A 16,626-nucleotide genomic window follows, 5' to 3' on the forward strand; every position below is an offset into this window, starting at 1 on the left:
GGCGTCTCCATAGTGGATCTTCGCGAGGGTTCAGGGCACATCAAAAATTCGCTGCCTCGAAAGCTAAGAACCTTGCTGTCGCACGAATCAGGGTCTTGTGCTGGGGCCGGACCAGCGCTATCGCTGACTAAGGCAGGGCAACCTCCAGGGACTGTACTGCGACGGCGCGATCAATAGACATCTGTCAGATGTATCGCCACCACTATCGATCTAATGAATGCTGACTCAGCCGATGCGTGCTGCCTTAGGAGTTACGATCTGACTGCACTCGTGGCCGAGGCGAAACGCCACGACGTACAGGACCGTGGCATCCATCGGCATACCTGAGCCCATCCGAATGACGACCTTACGCTGACCGTGCGACAGTGATACTCCCAGTTCCCGCAGGACCTCAATGCGCTGCTGCAGCCCGTCGTAGATGTCTAGCTTGTCGACTTCTGAATACAGGTCTTGGCAGTCGCGATACTCACGGTAGTAGTCGACCAGTGCAGCAAACTCGCTCGCCGCCTCGCGCGACAGCTCGAAAGCCGGTTCGGACAGATCCATGTCGCACGAAACGATCAGGCTGGCCAGCTCGCGCCCAGCAGCAAGCGGGGACACCGCCAGGGTGATGTAGTCGCGCTCAAACTGCGCTTGCGCCGCCTGCAGTTCCTCGTCTGTCGGCAGCGAGAAAGGCTTGTTGAGTGCATCGATGTCATTGAAATCGAAGGCGCGCGCCAGTGCGCGACGGGTGTCGAAACTGGCCGAGTCACCCTGCTCAACCCGCTGAACTGTTCGCACGTTCAGGCCCGAGATCTCGGCCAATTGTTCTTGCGACCAATGACGCAACTGGCGGAACTGGCGAATGCAGGCGCCAACCTCAGCAGCGGTAAGCAGGCGAGGCGGGGTCTTGGTGGTCATAGAAGATAACTCCGGAGGGGTAGGGAGCCCAGATTAGGAGGGTGCCGAACTTGGAAACATGACAGTCGCCCGACAGGCCCCCGACACAGATCAACTGCCAGGACTTGCCCCAACGAGAAATCCGGGGCAACTGCTTATGCGCCCGTGATGTTCTCCCCGTGCCCCCAGAGGGGGGCGAGGCCCAACTGCCTAGTCACTCACCACAGACCCCACCCTAGACGCGCAGGCGATCCGGGACAGCTCTATGGCGAGGGCTGATGGGGGGTCAATGGCTCCAACTCTGGCAAAACACCCCCAAATTGATGATGCAGTGCATTCATCCATGCCAGAACTGGTTCGCCTGGCCACAGGTGCGCCAGATTCAGAAGGGTTAGCATGGCAAGCGCATTGCTGTTCATGGCCACCCCCGCCAGAAGCGCGCCCGGGTAGCCATTTAACTGCCTTGCCAAGGGGTGAATCCCGGCATGGAGATAGGAGTTCAAGCCGACATAAAGGCATTGTCTGGCTCTGCCCAACAACTGTGATGCTCCTCGGGGCCCAGAGGACTCAAGCTTTACGAGCATGTCCTGAACGCCAGGGAGCCTCTTTGCCGCTTGCTGACTCTCCAGAGTCAGGGGCGCAAGAAGCTTCTCGATGTCGGTGTCGGTAGCTGCATAACATGCCCAGGTTGCACGCACGAGGGCCTCATACTGGGGCCGGACCAGCGAGATTGCTGACTGGGGCAGAGTAGCGATCAGGGACTGTACTGCCACGGCGTGATCAAGGGACATCTGGCAAAGTGCCGCCACCGCCGTCGATCTTCGGTCACGTCCATGCTCTATCTCCATCCAAGCGGCTCGAATTTCACCCAAGAGCTCTAAGGAGCCCTCCAGCACAGACGCCCGATCCTGGTCAGCCGATTGAGGCACAAGTCATCCTAGAATCGTGATCTGCAGGCAAGAGTAACGGCTCGTCCATCGGGCAAAGCCCTCAGTTGGCCGGCTGGGCTGCAGCATCTGTTAGCCGGTAATCTCTGCATTGCATCATCCGTGCATCAGCAATTTCTGCGTTGCGTCAGTCGCAAGTCAAATTTTTCTGCAATGGACCGTCTTGCACTGAAATTTTATTCCTCAAAAGCTGAAATCTCTGCAATGGCACCCTAAGAATGTCTGCGATGAACAGCGTTCTGGTCCGCGCGCGATTGCTTCCTATATTGCAACCATACGCTCAGCCAGCCAACCGCCGGGATCCATGATCGCGCGAGCGGACGATCCCGGTCGCAAATGGCTGGCTGCCGTCACTCTCGTGGCTTTGAGCGATCAAGGGGAGCAGTCTGGCCCACGTGTCGAACAGAAGCCTTGGATCTTGGTGGATCAGAAGCGAAACCCGCAGCGCATCTTCCATCGCCTTGAGGTAGCCGCGGCGTATCTCAAGTGCGTTCTCGCAAGCATTGGGGCGACCAAGAATTTGTGTGATCGCGGAGGCCATAGCAGTCTGGACAGGAGGGGAGGGGAAGGCGATAGTCTGCAAACGTCTAGACGATCCCGCAATGAGCATCCTCAACGTTCTCCTCACTCGTGACCACCTCGTCGTCGCAGCGGATACCCTGGCAGAGGATGCTCTCACAGGGGCGTATTCCGCGGGGGCAAAGCTGCTGCTGATCCCTCAGCACAACGTAGTGCTTGCTGCGCGCGGGTCTACGCAATTCTTCCTGGGGGGCTCGCAGAATTCGGAAAAAATCGTACGCTAAGGTTTTCCGGGCATCCGTAGGGGCCGAAACTTCCCGTCTTCCAGTCTGCGGCTCTGCCGCCAGACGTAATCGCCGGTGAGGTTGATGTGCTCCCAGCCCAGCGGCGACAGGAATTGCAGCAGCTCGCCGTCCACCGGCTTGCCGGCCTCGACCAACCCCTGGGTGGCGCGCTCCAGGTACACCGTGTTCCACAGCACGATAGCCGCCGTCACCAGGTTGAGGCCGCTGGCCCGGTAGCGCTGCTGCTCGAAGCTCCGATCCCTGATTTCCCCAAGGCGGTTGAAGAACACCGCCCTGGCCAGCGAGTTGCGCGCCTCACCTTTGTTCAGGCCGGCATGCACGCGGCGGCGCAGCTCAACACTTTGCAGCCAGTCTAGGATGAACAGCGTGCGTTCGATCCGGCCCAGCTCGCGCAGGGCCACGGCCAGGCCGTTCTGGCGCGGATAGCTGCCGAGCTTGCGCAGCATCAGCGAGGCAGTGACGGTGCCCTGTTTGATCGAGCTGGCCAGGCGCAGGATGTCGTCCCAATGGGCGCGGACGTGCTTGATGTTCAGGGTGCCGCCGATCAGCGGCCGCAGCGTCGGGTAGGTCTGCACGCCCTGCGGCACGTACAGCTTGGTTTCGCCGAGGTCGCGGATGCGCGGCGCGAAACGGAAGCCCAGCAGGTGCATCAGGGCGAAGACGTGATCGGTGAAGCCGGCCGTGTCGGTGTAGTGCTCCTCGATCCGCAGGTCGGACTCGTGGTACAGCAGGCCGTCGAGCACATAGGTGGAATCGCGCACGCCGACATTCACCACGCGGGTGCTGAACGGCGCGTACTGGTCGGAGATATGGGTGTAGAACAGCCGTCCCGGCTCACTGCCGTACTTCGGGTTGACGTGTCTGGTGCTCTCGCCCCGGCCGCCAGCCCGGAAACGCTGGCCATCGGAGGATGAGGTGGTGCCGTCGCCCCAGTGGGCGGCGAAGGCATGCTGGTACTGGTGGTTGACCAGCTCGGCCAGGGCCGCCGAATAGGTCTCGTCGCGGATGTGCCAGGCTTGCAGCCAGGACAGCTTGGCGTAGGTCAGACCGGGGCTCGACTCGGCCATCTTGGTCAGCCCGAGGTTGATCGCATCACCGAGGATCGCGGACAGCAGCAACGTCCGGTCTTTGGCCTCGGCCCCGTCCTTCAGGTGGGTGAAGTGGCGGCTGAAGCCCGTCCAGTCGTCCACGTCCATCAGCAGTTCGGTGATCTTGATGCGCGGCAGTAACTGACTGGTCTGGTCGATCAGCGCCTGCGCCCAATCCGGCACCGCCGCATCCAGCGGGGTGATCTTCAACCCGGACTCGGTGAGGATGGCATCGGGCAGCTCGTTGTCCTTGGCCAGGCGGGCGACAGTGGCCAACTGCTCGTCCAGCAGCTGCAAGCGCTCTTCCAGATACTGGTCGCTGTTCGGGTTGATCGCCAGCGGCAGGGCCTGTTCCCGCTTGAGCGCGGCGAACTTCTCGGCCGGCAGCAGGTAGTCGTCGAAGTCGCGGAACTGCCGCGAGCCCTTGACCCAGATGTCGCCGGAGCGCAGGGCGTTCTTCAGCTCGGACAGGGCGCAGATTTCGTAGAAGCGCCGGTCGAGGCCTTCCGGGGTGATCACCAGTGGCTTCCAGCGCGGCTTGATGAAGGCGGTGGGAGCATCGGCCGGCACCTTGCGCAGGTTGTCGGCGTTCATCTCGCGCAGCGTCTGCACGGCTGCCAGCACGCCCTGCGCGGCCGGGGCGGCGCGCAGCTCCAATACCTCCAGCAGAGCCGGCGTGTAGCGGCGCAGGGTGGCGAAGTTCTCGCCGACCAGGTGCAGGTGGTCGAAGCCCTCCGGCCGGGCCAGCAGCTCGGCTTCGCTGACGCTCTCGGTGAACTCGTCCCAGGGGATCACCGCCTCGATGGCGGCATAGGGGTCGCTGCCGGCTTCCTTGGCCTCCAGCAGCGCCTGGCCGATCTTGGAGTACAGGCGCACCTTGTCGTTGATCGCCTTGCCCTGCTTCTGGAACTGCTGCTGATGCTTGTGCTTCGCGCCGCTGAACAGCTTGACTAGGATGCGGTCGTGCAGATCCACCAGCTCATCAATCACGGTTGCAGTGCTCTCCAGCACCACGGCGGCCAGGGTCGCATAGCGCCGCTGCGGCTCGAACTTGCCGAGGTCTTTGGGCGTCATCTGCCCACCCTCGCGGGCCAGCTTGAGCAGGCGGTTCTGGTGGATGTGCCGGCCCAGGACTTCGGGCAAGTCCACCAGCTGAAATGTCTTCAGCCGCTCGATGTGCTCAAGCATATGCCGAGAGTTGGGTTTCAGCGGTGCCTGGCGCAGCCAGGTCAACCAGGTGATGCTGCTGCCGGCCTTGAGCTTCAACAGCTCGTCCAGCTTGGCCCGATGCGAGTCCGTGAGCGGTTCAACCAGGGCGCGGTAGACCCGCCGATTGGCCCGTGCAATGGCCTCCGAGCAAGCCCGGTCGATCACGCTCAACGCCGGCAGGATGCGTCGCTTCTGCCGCAGGCTCTCCAGCGCCTGGCCGGCCAGCAGCAAGCCCTTGTCGGTCTGCTGGGCCAGTTCGGTCAGCTCGCGCACCAGGGCGCGGAAGTCGGACAGGCCGAACGGGGCCAGTTGAAGGTAGGTGCGCAGTTCCTGGGCGTGCTCGCGACGGGTCACATCGCGCTCGCCGTACTTCGTCCAACTCGCCGGATCGGTCTGGACTTGCTTGGCCACCCACAGGATGACCGGTTCGGGCAGCTCGCTGTCAGTGCCCAACGCATAGCCGGGGTAGCGCAGCAGGCAGAGTTGCACGGCGAAGCCGAGGCGGTTGGCGTCGCCGCGCCGCTGACGGATCAGCGACAGGTCGGAGTCGTTGAAGGTGTAGTAGCGGATCAGGTCATCCTGGCTTTCTGGCAACGCGAGCAGGGTGCCCCGCTCCGTGGCCGAGAGGATCAAGCGACGCGGCATGTGTCAGTCGTCCGTGCGGAGGTACTGGTAGAGGGTTTCCCGGCTGATGTTGAACTCGCGGGCAAGCTGCGCCTTGGGCTCGCCGGCCGTCGCTCGCTGCCGCAGGGTAGCAGCCTGCTCATCGGACAGGGCTTTCTTGCGGCCCCGGTACGCGCCACGCTGCTTGGCCAAGGTGATGCCCTCACGCTGCCGCTCGCGGATCAGGGCGCGCTCGAACTCAGCGAAGGCCCCCATCACCGACAGCATCAGGTTGGCCATCGGCGAGTCCTCGCCAGTGAACACCAGGCCCTCCTTCAGGAACTCGATGCGCACGCCGCGTTGAGTCAGCTTCTGTACCAAGCGACGCAGGTCATCGAGGTTGCGGGCCAGCCGGTCCATGCTGTGCACCACCACTGAATCGCCTTCGCGGACGAAGCTCAGCAGCGCTTCGAGCTGGGGGCGCTGGGTGTCCTTGCCCGATGCCTTGTCGGTGAACACCTTGCTCACCTGTGTCTGTTCCAGCTGGCGTTCCGGGTTCTGGTCGAAGCTGCTGACCCGGACGTAGCCGATGCGGTGCCCCTGCACGATGTCTCCTTGGTTGAAGGCGGCTTAAGTGCTCCTTCTGTTCCGTTGTGCCTCAAACCCCGTTTCTGTCAGGCTGAAATCTATGCCCTTCGCAGGCATGTGTCAAAAAATGCGAAAGATGACTCTATTCTGACTAAGCGGTGTCATTTTCAGAAGGTGACTGCACGGAATATCAAGAGTCGGCTGCACAGTCTTTTCTGATCTGTGGTCGTCTCAGAAAACGGAAAATAAAGCACGCTAAGCTGTGGAAGCCCCTGCCAAGCTCGTTCCACCTTGCAACGACGCAATCAGCGGACACGAAACATTCCCCTGCCGCGAATGGCAGGCGCACACCAGGTCAGACAGCACAGCCTCCATGCGCGCCAAATCGGCCATCTTCTCGCGCACGTCTTGGAGCTTGTGCTCGGCCAGGCTGCTGGCCTCCTCGCAGTGGGTGCCATCGTCGAGCCGCAGCAACTCGGCGATTTCATCCAGGCTGAAGCCCAACCGCTGGGCCGATTTCACGAATCGCACCCGTGTCACGTCCGCCGCGCCATAGCGGCGAATGCTGCCATAGGGCTTGTCCGGCTCGGGCAACAAGCCCTTGCGCTGATAGAACCGGATGGTCTCCACATTGACCCCGGCCGCCTTGGCAAAAACGCCAATGGTCAGATTCTCAAAATTAATTTGCATATCGCTTGACTCCGTACATAACTACGGAAGTAAGCTTAAGCTATCCAAACCAAATTTGAAAGGACAAGCGTATGTCTGAACCACAAAACGGGCGCGGCGCGCTCTTCGCCGGTGGGCTGGCCGCCATTCTTGCGTCGGCCTGCTGCCTGGGGCCGCTGGTTTTGATCGCCTTGGGGTTCAGCGGGGCATGGATCGGCAACCTGACGGTGCTGGAACCCTATCGCCCGATCTTCATCGGCGCAGCGCTGGTCGCGCTGTTTTTCGCCTGGCGGCGCATCTACCGCCCGGCGCAAGCCTGCAAACCGGGTGAGGTCTGCGCGATTCCCCAAGTGCGAGCTACTTACAAGCTCATTTTCTGGATCGTGGCCGCGCTGGTCCTGGTCTCGCTCGGATTTCCCTACGTCATGCCATTTTTCTATTAATCACAGGAGTTCATCATGAAAAAACTGTTTGCCGCCCTCGCCCTCGCTGCCGTTGTTGCCCCCGTGTGGGCCGCCACCCAGACCGTCACGCTGTCCGTACCGGGCATGACCTGCTCCACCTGCCCGATCATCGTCAAGAAGGCGATTTCCAAGGTCGAAGGCGTCAGCAAAATTGACGTGACCTTCGAGACACGCGAAGCGGTTGTCACGTTCGATGATGCCAAGACCAGCGTGCAGAAGCTGATCAAGGCAACCGGAGACGCGGGCTTTCCGTCCAGCGTCAAGCAGTAAATCTACCCGGAAAGCGATGATGAGTAACTTGTTTAGATACGGACGTTCGTCCGTCGTAAGCGGCCTTCTGATGCTCATGAGCGTCGGTGCGTTGGCCTATGACTTCAAAAGGATGGAGGCGGCCATCGAGTCGCTCTCGCCTACCACGCAAAGCGAATGGGAGCGCAAGGCCACAGCGGGTGAACCCATTGCGCAGAACGTCACCGGCATGGCGTACAAGTACGGCATCGGCGTCGCGCAGGATCAGGCAGTCTCGTGGAAGTGGTTCCGCTCAGCGGCAGAGCAGGGCGAGGCGGACGCCCAGTTCAACCTCGCGCGCATCTACGAAGGGCATGCCAACGACACCTTCTATCGTCGCCACGCACGGCCTGTGCCCGCTGACGACAGCGAGGCCGTGAATTGGTACCGCCGCTCCGCTGAGCAGAACCACACACAGGCGCAAGTTAAGCTGGCACAGCTGTACGCGAAGGGCGTCGCTCCGGCCGCGTCCGATCTGGTCCAGGCGTACAAGTGGTTCGGCATCGCCGCCGCCCGCGGCGACGAGACCGCGGTCAAGCTGCGCGCCGAGCTTGCGGCCAGATTGACACGTGAGCAGATCGCGGACGGCGATGCTCAGGCTATGGAATGGACAAGAAGTTCCAGTGTTAAGCAGTGAGCGACATCATGGGCTTGATTACACGCATCGCCGATAAAACCGGAGCGCTCGGCAGCGTCGTTTCCGCGATGGGCTGCGCGGCTTGTTTCCCAGCCATCGCCAGTTTCGGCGCGGCCATAGGGCTGGGCTTCCTGAGTGAATACGAGGGCCTGTTTATCTCCAGGCTATTGCCGCTGTTTGCCGCCATCGCCCTGTTAGCAAACGCGCTGGGCTGGCTGAGTCATCGTCAATGGCACCGCAGCCTGCTCGGCATGATCAGGCCGGCCATCGTATTCGCGGCCACGGTTTGGCTTCTCGGCAACTGGTGGACGGCGAACCTGATGTACGTCGGTCTGGCCTTGATGGTCGGGGTGTCGATCTGGGATTTCGTCTCGCCGGCACATCGCCGCTGCGGCCCGGACGGCTGCGAACTGCCACCACAACATGGCTGACGGAAACGACCGTCGCCGACAACAGAGAAGGAACAAACATGACCACCCTTAAGATCACCGGCATGACCTGCGATTCGTGCGCTACGCACGTCAAGGAAGCCTTGGAGAAAGTGCCCGGCGTACAGTCGGCCGTCGTGTCCTACGCCAAGGGCGCGGCCCAACTCGACCTTGACCCCGGCACCGCATCGGACGCACTGACTGCCGCCGTGGCCGGACTCGGCTACAAGGCAACGTTCGCTGATACCTTATCGACGGACAACCGCGCCGGGCTACTCGACAAGGTACGCGGCTGGATGGGGACCGCCGACAAGGGCAGCGACGGTGAACGCCAGTTGCAGGTCGCCGTGATCGGTAGCGGCGGCGCTGCAATGGCGGCGGCGCTGAAGGCCGTCGAGCAAGGCGCGAAAGTCACGCTGATCGAGCGCGGTACTATCGGCGGCACCTGCGTCAACATCGGCTGCGTACCGTCCAAGATCATGATCCGTGCCGCCCACATTGCGCATCTGCGCCGTGAAAGTCCGTTCGACGATGGCATCGCGGCTACTGTGCCGGCGATTAACCGCAGCAAACTACTGGCCCAGCAGCAGGCGCGCGTCGATGAGCTGCGCCACGCCAAGTATGAAGGCATCCTGGATGGCAACCCGGCCATCACCGTTCTGCATGGTGAAGCGCGTTTCAAGGATGACCAAAGCCTTACCGTCCGTTTGAACGATGGCGGCGAGCGCGTCGTGGTGTTCGATCGCTGCCTGGTCGCCACTGGTGCCAGTCCGGCCATTCCGCCCATCACTGGTTTGAAAGGCACGCCGTACTGGACATCTACCGAGGCCCTAGTGAGTGACACCATTCCCGAACGCCTAGCCGTGATCGGATCGTCGGTGGTGGCGCTGGAACTGGCGCAAGCCTTCGCCCGGCTGGGCAGCCAGGTCACGATCCTGGCGCGCAGCACACTGTTCTTCCGCGAAGACCCGGCCATCGGTGAGGCCGTCACAGCCGCCTTTCGTGCCGAAGGAATCAAGGTTCTGGAACACACGCAAGCCAGCCAGGTCGCCTATGCGGACGGCGAATTCGTGCTGACCACAGGGCACGGCGAAGTGCGCGCCGACAAGTTGCTGGTCGCTACCGGCCGCACGCCGAACACGCGCAGCTTGGCGCTGGAAGCGGCGGGTGTCGCCGTCAATGCGCAGGGAGCCATCGTCATTGACAAGGGCATGCGCACCAGTACGCCACACATTTATGCCGCAGGAGACTGCACTGACCAGCCGCAATTCGTCTATGTGGCAGCGGCCGCCGGCACCCGTGCGGCCATCAACATGACCGGCGGAGACGCTACGCTCAATCTGACCGCGATGCCGGCGGTGGTGTTCACCGATCCGCAGGTCGCCACTGTGGGCTACAGCGAGGCGGAAGCGCACCACGACGGGATCGAGACCGACAGCCGCCTGCTAACACTGGATAACGTGCCGCGTGCGCTCGCCAACTTCGACACACGCGGCTTTATCAAGCTGGTAATCGAGGAAGGTAGCGGACGACTCATTGGGGTACAGGCAGTGGCCCCGGAAGCGGGCGAGCTGATCCAGACGGCGGTGCTCGCGATCCGTAACCGCATGACCGTACAGGAACTGGCTGACCAGTTGTTCCCCTACCTGACGATGGTCGAGGGGCTGAAGCTCGCGGCGCAGACCTTCACCAAGGATGTCAAACAATTGTCCTGCTGCGCAGGATGAAAGGAGATGGAACCATGAAGCTCGCCCCATATATTTTAGAACGTCTCACTTCGGTCAATCGTACCAATGGTACTGCGGATCTCTTGGTCCCGCTACTGCGGGAACTCGCCAAGGGGCGTCCGGTTTCACGAACGACACTTGCCGGGATTCTCGACTGGCCCGCTGAGCGAGTGGCCGCCGTACTCGAACAGGCCACCAGTACCGAATATGACAAAGATGGGAACATCATCGGCTACGGCCTCACCTTGCGCGAGACTTCGTATGTCTTTGAAATTGACGACCGCCGTCTGTATGCCTGGTGCGCGCTGGACACCTTGATATTTCCGGCGCTGATCGGCCGTACAGCTCGCGTCTCATCGCATTGCGCTGCAACCGGAGCACCCGTTTCACTCACGGTTTCACCCAGCGAGATACAGGCTGTCGAACCTGCCGGCATGGCGGTGTCCTTGGTATTGCCGCAGGAAGCAGCCGACGTTCGTCAGTCCTTCTGTTGCCATGTACATTTCTTTGCATCTGTCCCGACGGCGGAAGACTGGGCCTCCAAGCATCAAGGATTGGAAGGATTGGCGATCGTCAGTGTCCACGAGGCTTTCGGCTTGGGCCAGGAGTTTAATCGACATCTGTTGCAGACCATGTCATCTAGGACACCGTGATCGGATATCGACCCAATGTTCTACGGCACCGGCATCGGATTCGCAGCGCGCGGATTGAACTCGGCGAAACGGTATATGCATTGCCGTGAACCGACCAAAAGGAGGTGTTCGATGAACGCCTACACGGTGTCCCGGCTGGCCCTTGATGCCGGGGTGAGCGTGCATATCGTGCGCGACTACCTGCTGCGCGGATTGCTGCGGCCAGTCGCCTGCACCACGGGTGGCTACGGCCTGTTCGATGACGCCGCCTTGCAGCGACTGTGCTTCGTGCGGGCCGCCTTCGAGGCGGGCATCGGCCTCGGCGCATTGGCGCGGCTGTGCCGGGCGCTGGATGCGGCGAACTGCGATGAAACTGCCGCGCAGCTTGCTGTGCTGCGTCAGTTCGTCGAACGCCGGCGCGAAGCGTTGGCCAATCTGGAAGTGCAGTTGGCCGCCATGCCGACCGCGCCGGCACAGCATGCGGAGAGTTTGCCATGAACAGCCCCGAGCGCATGCCGGCCGAGACGCACAAACCGTTCACCGGCTACCTGTGGGGCACGCTGGCCGTGCTGACTTGCCCCTGCCACCTGTCCATCCTCGCTGCCGTGCTGGCCGGCACAACCGCCGGTGCATTCCTTGTCGAGTATTGGGTCATCACGGCGCTCGGTTTGACCGGCCTGTTTCTTCTGTCACTGGCGCGGGCGTTGCGGGCATTCAGGGAAAGATCATGAGCGCTTCCCGGCCGGATGGATGGACTACGGCGGAGGGCCCAAGCGTTCGAGCGCGGGCAAGGCTTTCTGTTCGCAAAGCCGATGCCGGCGGCGGCATTCGCCGTCTTCGTCAGTCAATGGAGGGGTGCCACCATGAATGCAAATGATCCGACCGCCACCAGTTGCTGCGTGTGCTGCAAGGAAATTCCGCTCGATGCCGCCTTCACACCGGAAGGCGCGGAGTACGTCGAGCACTTCTGCGGGCTGGAGTGTTATCAACGTTTCCAGGCGCGGGCCAGCACTGCGACCGAAACGAGCGGCGAACCGAACGCTTGCGGTTCGCCGCCGTCAAATTGAGACAAACCACGCTTTCGCTACGTCGCCTCATGTCGGCATCAAATTCGGCTGAGTAGCTTCTCGCCATCTGGACGTAGCTCGCCCTTGGGTGAAATATGCCGATACAGGGTCTGCCGCGTGATGCCAAGTTCCTGGCACAGGTCGCCGACCTTGGTCTCTGACTGCCCCATTGCCGCCATCGCCAGCCGCAGCTTGGCGGCGGTCATCTTGAACGGCCGGCCGCCTTTCCGGCCGCGTGCCCGTGCTGAGGCCAGGCCCGCCACGGTGCGCTCGGCGATCAACTCGCGCTCGAACTCGGCCAGCGCGGCGAAGATACCGAAGACCAGCTTGCCGGCGGCGGTCGTGGTGTCAATGGCCGCGCCGTGCCCGGTCAGCACCTTGAGGCCGATGCCGCGTCCGGTCAGGTCATGGACGGTATTGATCAGATGGCGCAGGTCGCGCCCGAGCCGATCCAGTTTCCAAACGACCAACGTGTCGCCTGGCCGTAGTGCCTTCAGACAGCTCGCCAGACCGGGACGATCCTCGCGTTTTCCGGACGCTTGGTCTTCATAGAGATGCGCCGGATCAACACCGGCCGCGACCAGCGCATCGCGCTGCAAGTCCGTCGCCTGGGAGCCATCCGCCTTCGATACTCGCATGTAGCCAATCAGCATCTTGTACCTGTCACATATACGTTCTATTATGTGACAGTTTGCATCGGGAAGCTCTGCACGTCAAAATTTGTCACTTAACCCGTCATTCTGCCTAAGGCATGCAAAGGGTAGGCTAGGCTCATAATGTGACAGAAATTCCGGGGGGATGCCTTCCTTCGCGAAGGTGGCGCGCAACTGTTCCAAGGAAGCGGGGTCGCGCCGACCATAGGAAGCCAACGCGAACAGCGAGCGTGCCGTCTCGGGGTTGTGTCGTGCTTCAATGATGGCCTCATCAATGGCCTGGATTGCACGCTGCCAGTGATCGACGGGTTCGGGCTTCGGCGCTTTCGCCGGCAGGCCACTGGTGAACCCGGTTTGGGGCTCGGACCAGAATAGCTTTGCGTGCTCGCCTGGCGGGCTTATATCCCTCACCTCAATCAAGCTGATTGCCGTTGCCGCCGCCTCCAGCATCTGCAACCGTACTGCCGGGTTCAGGGTTTCATACGGTCGCCACAGACTTTGCCCAGCACGCAGCGGATGCCCGCAGCATTCCCAGATTTGGCGGAGATACCCCGCGTAGGTGCCGCACGTCGAAAGCGGGGTGTTCAGCTCATCGAGCAGCGTGCGTAGCAGCCTAAACCACAATCCGGCGTGGATGCGTCGGCGCGGCAACTCCACGTGGCCGGTCGTCAGTGCCTGCCAGGTACGCTGGTCCATCGCCGCAATCGCGTCGCTGGCAGTGCGCGGTTCGGCGTCGGCGTTCTCCCAGCCGACAAACCGCCCTGGCACGCCCCAATAGGATTCCAGCCAGCAGCCATGCAGTGGGCAGCTCAGCATCAGGGGCAGCTTCCACGCGAGCAGTACGGCTTGGTTCTCCGGATCGTTCAGGCAGAGCGGACAGGCGCGGTGTATCGGTTGGGTGGGCAGCCAGGCACGCCAGCTCGTGATGGATCGCGTCTTACGGCGGAGTCTCGGCAGCAGTACCGAGAGCTGGAACGCATAGGTTTCCAATGCGGCTGGAATCTGATCATCAAGGCTGTCCAGTAGCCAAGGCACCCAGCCGGCGAAACTCATGCAGCGCAGCCGATCCAGCTCGATACCGCTCCGCTGGAAGAGCATCATCAGCAGCGACAGTGGTGGCGCGGTATCCAGGTCATCAACCTGGCCGTGACCAAGATCGTGCTCCAGCAGGTCGGACACCTCCATGTGATAGCAAAGGGCCACGCGGTTGAGCCATGAAGACAAGGCTTCGCCTTCCTTGGGAGCCGGATGCAGCGGCCAGCGTGGCGCTGGCTTCACATCAGTTCCCGCTCGAATTGCCGACGCCGCTCGCTTGGGCCGGTGTAATCGGCCATGCTGAGCGTGCGGTGGTTGATCGCTTCCTCGCCGCTCTCCACGGCGACGAGGGCCGCCGCCATCAGCAAGTGCGCCAGTTCGCCGATGGTGCCCTCGCTGCGTGTGAGCAGGTAGCGGGCCATGTCCAGCGTGGCAATCGACGAGGGTCGCCGCAATGGAAGCGAAGCGGCGAAGCTGGCCAGCAGTGAGCAGCAATCGTCGTTGGCCTCCCACACCGGCAGCATCATGGGCTCGAAGCGGTTTTCCAATTGGTCATCCGAGCGGATGGCCAGGTAGGCGTCGCGCGTGCCGACCCCGACCAATGGGATGCGCAGCTCATTGCCGAGGAAGCGCAGCAGGTTGAGAAATTCCCGCCGGTTGACGCTGTTGCCGGCCAAGACGTTGTGCAGCTCGTCGATCACCAGCATGCGCACGCCGACCTTGCGCAGCAGTGCCAGCGCCAGTTGCTCCATTTCCGGCAGCCGTGGGCGCGGGCGCAATGGTGCCCCCATCGCGGCAAGTAGCGCGACGTAGAAGCGGATCACCGACGGTTCGGACGGCATCTGCACGACCAGCACCGGCATGTGTTCCTGGTCCGCGTCGGAGCTGGCCGGATGCGTGCGCCGGAATTTCTCGATGATCATCGACTTGCCGTTGTTGGTCGGGCCAACCAGCAGCAGGTTGGGCATGCGTTGCTTGTTTGGCCACGCATACAGGGTTTCCAGCCGGTTCAGCGCCTCGACCGCGCGCGGGTAGCCGATCCAGCGGTCGGCGCGAAGGCGCTGGATGCGCTCGTCCGCCGGCAGCCGAGCCAGCCCCTGTGCCGCTGGCAGCAGGTGTGACAAGTCGATGATGGGATATTCGTCCACGGCTACCACTCCTCGATCTGGTCGAACGGTTTGGCCGGAGGCAGGTTGTCTGCCTGCGGATCAGCAACGTCCGTTTTCGGCGGAATCGGCTTGTCCGGCGGAGGCGATGCCTTGAGGTGCTGGCGTCGATCCGCGTCGCGCCGCGCCTTGCGCGTGGCCTTCTGTGCGGTGGTCACGATCTCGCGCATCTGCCCGATCATGCGGAACAGCGCCGACTCATCCACCTGTTCGCGTCCCTGCTGCCGCAATTTCGTCAGCGCCTGCCGTTGTTCCCAGAGGGTGACAGCCGGGTGCGACAAGGTACGGTAGGGGATTTCCAGGTAATGCTGCCCCTCCGGTTCCAGCACCCAGATACGGCTGATGTCACGCGGGTCGCGCCGGATCAGGAAAGCGGGCAAGCGGTCGCGTCGTGCGATCCACGGTTTGAGCGCATCGGCGTAGTAGTGAATGTGGTCGATGACAAAGCCGGTGCGAGTCAGAGTACGGCGAATGATGGGCAGGAAATCGACCAAAAAAGCCAAGGCGCGGGTGACGACAGCCGGTACACCGACACGCGCCACGGCTTCTGACCAGCGCGCCGCCGGCGGCTGAAGCAGGCCGTTGTGCACAGAGCCGTGATAGGTGCCCACCGCCAACGTGAGCCAGCGCTCCAGCTCACGCAATGTCAGGGCGGCCTTGTTTTCGGAATCGTAGTCCCCGCGCTGGTCAGGGTTGGAGAAGGTCGTCCCTGGCAATTCATCGTGGATCATCTGCATCGCCGTACCGATGATCCGTTCCACGATGCCGCCGTAGTGCGGCTGCCCTGGCGGACGATAGTCCAACCGGATGCCGTGCTGCTCGCAGCCACGGCGCAGCGCCTCGCTCTTGAACTCGGCCGCGTTGTCCAAGTAGAGCAGCCTGGGCTTGCCGCTCATCGGCCAATCCATTTCTATATTCAGACCCTCCAGCCAGGGACGCTTGTCGCAGGCGACATGCACAAGGCACAGGCCGACCGAAACAGATGACGGCGCTTCCAGCGTGACGACCATGCCGAGCACGCAGCGGGTAAACACGTCGATGGCGATGGTCAGATACGGACGGCCAATCGGTTGCCGGTCGCGCTCGTCCACCACGATCAGGTCGATGACCGTGTGATCAATCTGCACTTGTTCCAGTGGCGCGGTCACGGCGGGAGGCTCACCACCGACACCTTGCAGGCTGCGGGACGCATCCTGACCTTCCCGGCGGCGAGTGGCCTTGAGCGGGTCGAGGCCGGCGATCCGCAGGGCCAAAGTGTTGCGCGCCGGCACCCGTAGCTTTTGCGCTTTGCAAGCCTGCGCGACCTCGCGGTGGAACGCCGCCAGGCTACGCTTCTGCTTGGTCAGGAAGCGCTTTTGCAGCAACTCGCGGATGATGCGCTCAACTGATTCCGGCAAGCGTCCCTTGCCTTTTCCGCCGCCGGACTGGCCGGGAACCAGGTCCGTCACAAACCCAGCACCTTGCCGGGCACGCCGGATCAGGACATACACCTGTCGCCTGGATAGGCCCAGCGCTTGAGCAGCGGCATCGGCGGCTTCATGCCCAACCACTTCAAGCGCTGCCAGCGGCCCGATGATTTCGGTCCGGTGCCGGGCCTGTGCCCATGCCGCATCGGGCAGGGTGGCCACGCCCTGCTCGGCAATTGGTAATGTGTCTGACGCCATGCTCACACCTCGCTTTGGTGCACACGAGTATTGAGCATAGTCGAGATTGGTGCAGATG

The 16,626-nt window shown here is 62.3% G+C and carries 18 protein-coding genes and 1 pseudogene; 10 read left to right on the forward strand and 9 right to left on the reverse strand.

What is annotated here, in order from left to right; translation table 11 throughout:
- Positions 1-225: 225 nt before the first annotated feature.
- Both QMX83_RS01130 and QMX83_RS01135 read right to left on the reverse strand, forming a co-directional pair.
- On the reverse strand, positions 226-900 hold the full coding sequence (locus QMX83_RS01130; RefSeq protein WP_005413401.1) for a helix-turn-helix transcriptional regulator: 675 nt from the start codon (positions 898-900) through the stop codon (positions 226-228).
- A gap of 1,206 nt (positions 901-2,106) precedes the next feature.
- The gene (locus QMX83_RS01135) at positions 2,107-2,367 is read right to left on the reverse strand and encodes a hypothetical protein (RefSeq protein WP_049401600.1); all 261 of its coding nucleotides are present in this window, start codon (positions 2,365-2,367) and stop codon (positions 2,107-2,109) included.
- Between the two features lie 61 nt (positions 2,368-2,428).
- Here QMX83_RS01135 and QMX83_RS01140 point away from each other — a divergent pair, with 61 nt between their 5' ends.
- Positions 2,429-2,629, forward strand: a complete 201-nt coding sequence (locus QMX83_RS01140; RefSeq protein ID WP_032966765.1) for a hypothetical protein — start codon at positions 2,429-2,431, stop codon at positions 2,627-2,629.
- On the opposite strand, the gene QMX83_RS01145 is transcribed toward QMX83_RS01140, so the two are convergent.
- From QMX83_RS01145 to merR, 3 genes are all read right to left on the reverse strand, one after another.
- Positions 2,626-5,592 (reverse strand): Tn3-like element TnAs1 family transposase, encoded by a 2,967-nt coding sequence (locus QMX83_RS01145; protein WP_282294864.1) that lies wholly within the window; start codon positions 5,590-5,592, stop codon positions 2,626-2,628. The genes QMX83_RS01140 and QMX83_RS01145 overlap by 4 nt on opposite strands.
- Positions 5,593-5,595: 3 nt before the next feature.
- Positions 5,596-6,156, reverse strand: a complete 561-nt coding sequence (locus QMX83_RS01150) for a recombinase family protein (protein ID WP_282294865.1) — start codon at positions 6,154-6,156, stop codon at positions 5,596-5,598.
- Positions 6,157-6,393: 237 nt separating this feature from the next.
- Positions 6,394-6,828 carry an Hg(II)-responsive transcriptional regulator gene (gene merR / locus QMX83_RS01155; RefSeq protein ID WP_005413398.1) on the reverse strand — a complete coding sequence of 145 codons (435 nt, stop codon included), beginning with the start codon at positions 6,826-6,828 and terminating at the stop codon, positions 6,394-6,396.
- A gap of 71 nt (positions 6,829-6,899) precedes the next feature.
- On the opposite strand from merR, the gene merT reads away from it, so the two are divergent.
- The 9 genes and pseudogenes from merT to QMX83_RS01200 form a co-directional block, all read left to right on the forward strand.
- Positions 6,900-7,250: a mercuric ion transporter MerT gene (gene merT / locus QMX83_RS01160; RefSeq protein ID WP_031623830.1), complete on the forward strand. Its 351-nt coding sequence runs from the start codon at positions 6,900-6,902 to the stop codon at positions 7,248-7,250.
- 15 nt (positions 7,251-7,265) lie between these two features.
- The gene (merP, locus tag QMX83_RS01165) at positions 7,266-7,541 is read left to right on the forward strand and encodes a mercury resistance system periplasmic binding protein MerP (RefSeq protein ID WP_005413396.1); all 276 of its coding nucleotides are present in this window, start codon (positions 7,266-7,268) and stop codon (positions 7,539-7,541) included.
- A gap of 19 nt (positions 7,542-7,560) precedes the next feature.
- On the forward strand, positions 7,561-8,196 hold the full coding sequence (locus QMX83_RS01170; RefSeq protein ID WP_020833620.1) for a tetratricopeptide repeat protein: 636 nt from the start codon (positions 7,561-7,563) through the stop codon (positions 8,194-8,196).
- An 8-nt stretch (positions 8,197-8,204) separates the two neighbouring features.
- Entirely contained in the window at positions 8,205-8,627 is a 423-nt protein-coding gene (merC, locus tag QMX83_RS01175) for an organomercurial transporter MerC (protein WP_005413394.1), read from the forward strand.
- Positions 8,628-8,665: 38 nt separating this feature from the next.
- The gene (merA, locus tag QMX83_RS01180) at positions 8,666-10,351 is read left to right on the forward strand and encodes a mercury(II) reductase (protein WP_005413393.1); all 1,686 of its coding nucleotides are present in this window, start codon (positions 8,666-8,668) and stop codon (positions 10,349-10,351) included.
- A 14-nt stretch (positions 10,352-10,365) separates the two neighbouring features.
- Positions 10,366-11,004 (forward strand): organomercurial lyase MerB, encoded by a 639-nt coding sequence (gene merB, locus QMX83_RS01185; protein ID WP_000761850.1) that lies wholly within the window; start codon positions 10,366-10,368, stop codon positions 11,002-11,004.
- Positions 11,005-11,115: 111 nt separating this feature from the next.
- Positions 11,116-11,481, forward strand: coding sequence for a mercury resistance co-regulator MerD (merD, locus tag QMX83_RS01190; protein ID WP_000995361.1), 366 nt, complete (start codon positions 11,116-11,118; stop codon positions 11,479-11,481).
- Positions 11,478-11,714, forward strand: a complete 237-nt coding sequence (gene merE, locus QMX83_RS01195) for a broad-spectrum mercury transporter MerE (RefSeq protein WP_005413392.1) — start codon at positions 11,478-11,480, stop codon at positions 11,712-11,714. The genes merD and merE overlap by 4 nt, the downstream gene beginning before the upstream one ends.
- 54 nt (positions 11,715-11,768) lie before the next feature.
- A pseudogene (locus QMX83_RS01200) lies at positions 11,769-12,050 on the forward strand (DUF3330 domain-containing protein); the annotation flags it as partial.
- A 38-nt stretch (positions 12,051-12,088) separates the two neighbouring features.
- Here QMX83_RS01200 and QMX83_RS01205 read toward each other — a convergent pair.
- From QMX83_RS01205 to QMX83_RS01220, 4 genes are read right to left on the reverse strand one after another with little or no spacing between them, the layout of a single operon-like run.
- Positions 12,089-12,703 (reverse strand): recombinase family protein, encoded by a 615-nt coding sequence (locus QMX83_RS01205; protein WP_010981357.1) that lies wholly within the window; start codon positions 12,701-12,703, stop codon positions 12,089-12,091.
- A gap of 60 nt (positions 12,704-12,763) precedes the next feature.
- Positions 12,764-13,981 (reverse strand): TniQ family protein, encoded by a 1,218-nt coding sequence (locus QMX83_RS01210; protein ID WP_282294866.1) that lies wholly within the window; start codon positions 13,979-13,981, stop codon positions 12,764-12,766.
- Positions 13,978-14,886: a TniB family NTP-binding protein gene (locus QMX83_RS01215; protein WP_003830789.1), complete on the reverse strand. Its 909-nt coding sequence runs from the start codon at positions 14,884-14,886 to the stop codon at positions 13,978-13,980. The genes QMX83_RS01210 and QMX83_RS01215 overlap by 4 nt, the downstream gene beginning before the upstream one ends.
- 2 nt (positions 14,887-14,888) lie before the next feature.
- On the reverse strand, positions 14,889-16,568 hold the full coding sequence (locus QMX83_RS01220; protein WP_003830788.1) for a DDE-type integrase/transposase/recombinase: 1,680 nt from the start codon (positions 16,566-16,568) through the stop codon (positions 14,889-14,891).
- Positions 16,569-16,626 lie beyond the last annotated feature (58 nt).

It is taken from the genome of Stenotrophomonas sp. PS02289 (assembly GCF_029960115.1).
Lineage (GTDB): Bacteria > Pseudomonadota > Gammaproteobacteria > Xanthomonadales > Xanthomonadaceae > Stenotrophomonas.

Coding starts and splice junctions, on each gene's coding strand:
- merR (WP_005413398.1), bottom strand. CDS start 6,828: ATGCAAATTAATTTTGAGAATCTGACCATTGGCGTTTTTGCCAAGGCG.
- QMX83_RS01205 (WP_010981357.1), bottom strand. CDS start 12,703: ATGCTGATTGGCTACATGCGAGTATCGAAGGCGGATGGCTCCCAGGCG.
- merE (WP_005413392.1), top strand. CDS start 11,478: ATGAACAGCCCCGAGCGCATGCCGGCCGAGACGCACAAACCGTTCACC.
- QMX83_RS01135 (WP_049401600.1), bottom strand. CDS start 2,367: ATGGCCTCCGCGATCACACAAATTCTTGGTCGCCCCAATGCTTGCGAG.
- merB (WP_000761850.1), top strand. CDS start 10,366: ATGAAGCTCGCCCCATATATTTTAGAACGTCTCACTTCGGTCAATCGT.
- merP (WP_005413396.1), top strand. CDS start 7,266: ATGAAAAAACTGTTTGCCGCCCTCGCCCTCGCTGCCGTTGTTGCCCCC.
- QMX83_RS01170 (WP_020833620.1), top strand. CDS start 7,561: ATGAGTAACTTGTTTAGATACGGACGTTCGTCCGTCGTAAGCGGCCTT.
- merD (WP_000995361.1), top strand. CDS start 11,116: ATGAACGCCTACACGGTGTCCCGGCTGGCCCTTGATGCCGGGGTGAGC.
- QMX83_RS01130 (WP_005413401.1), bottom strand. CDS start 900: ATGACCACCAAGACCCCGCCTCGCCTGCTTACCGCTGCTGAGGTTGGC.
- merT (WP_031623830.1), top strand. CDS start 6,900: ATGTCTGAACCACAAAACGGGCGCGGCGCGCTCTTCGCCGGTGGGCTG.
- QMX83_RS01220 (WP_003830788.1), bottom strand. CDS start 16,568: ATGGCGTCAGACACATTACCAATTGCCGAGCAGGGCGTGGCCACCCTG.
- QMX83_RS01140 (WP_032966765.1), top strand. CDS start 2,429: ATGAGCATCCTCAACGTTCTCCTCACTCGTGACCACCTCGTCGTCGCA.
- QMX83_RS01145 (WP_282294864.1), bottom strand. CDS start 5,592: ATGCCGCGTCGCTTGATCCTCTCGGCCACGGAGCGGGGCACCCTGCTC.
- merC (WP_005413394.1), top strand. CDS start 8,205: ATGGGCTTGATTACACGCATCGCCGATAAAACCGGAGCGCTCGGCAGC.
- merA (WP_005413393.1), top strand. CDS start 8,666: ATGACCACCCTTAAGATCACCGGCATGACCTGCGATTCGTGCGCTACG.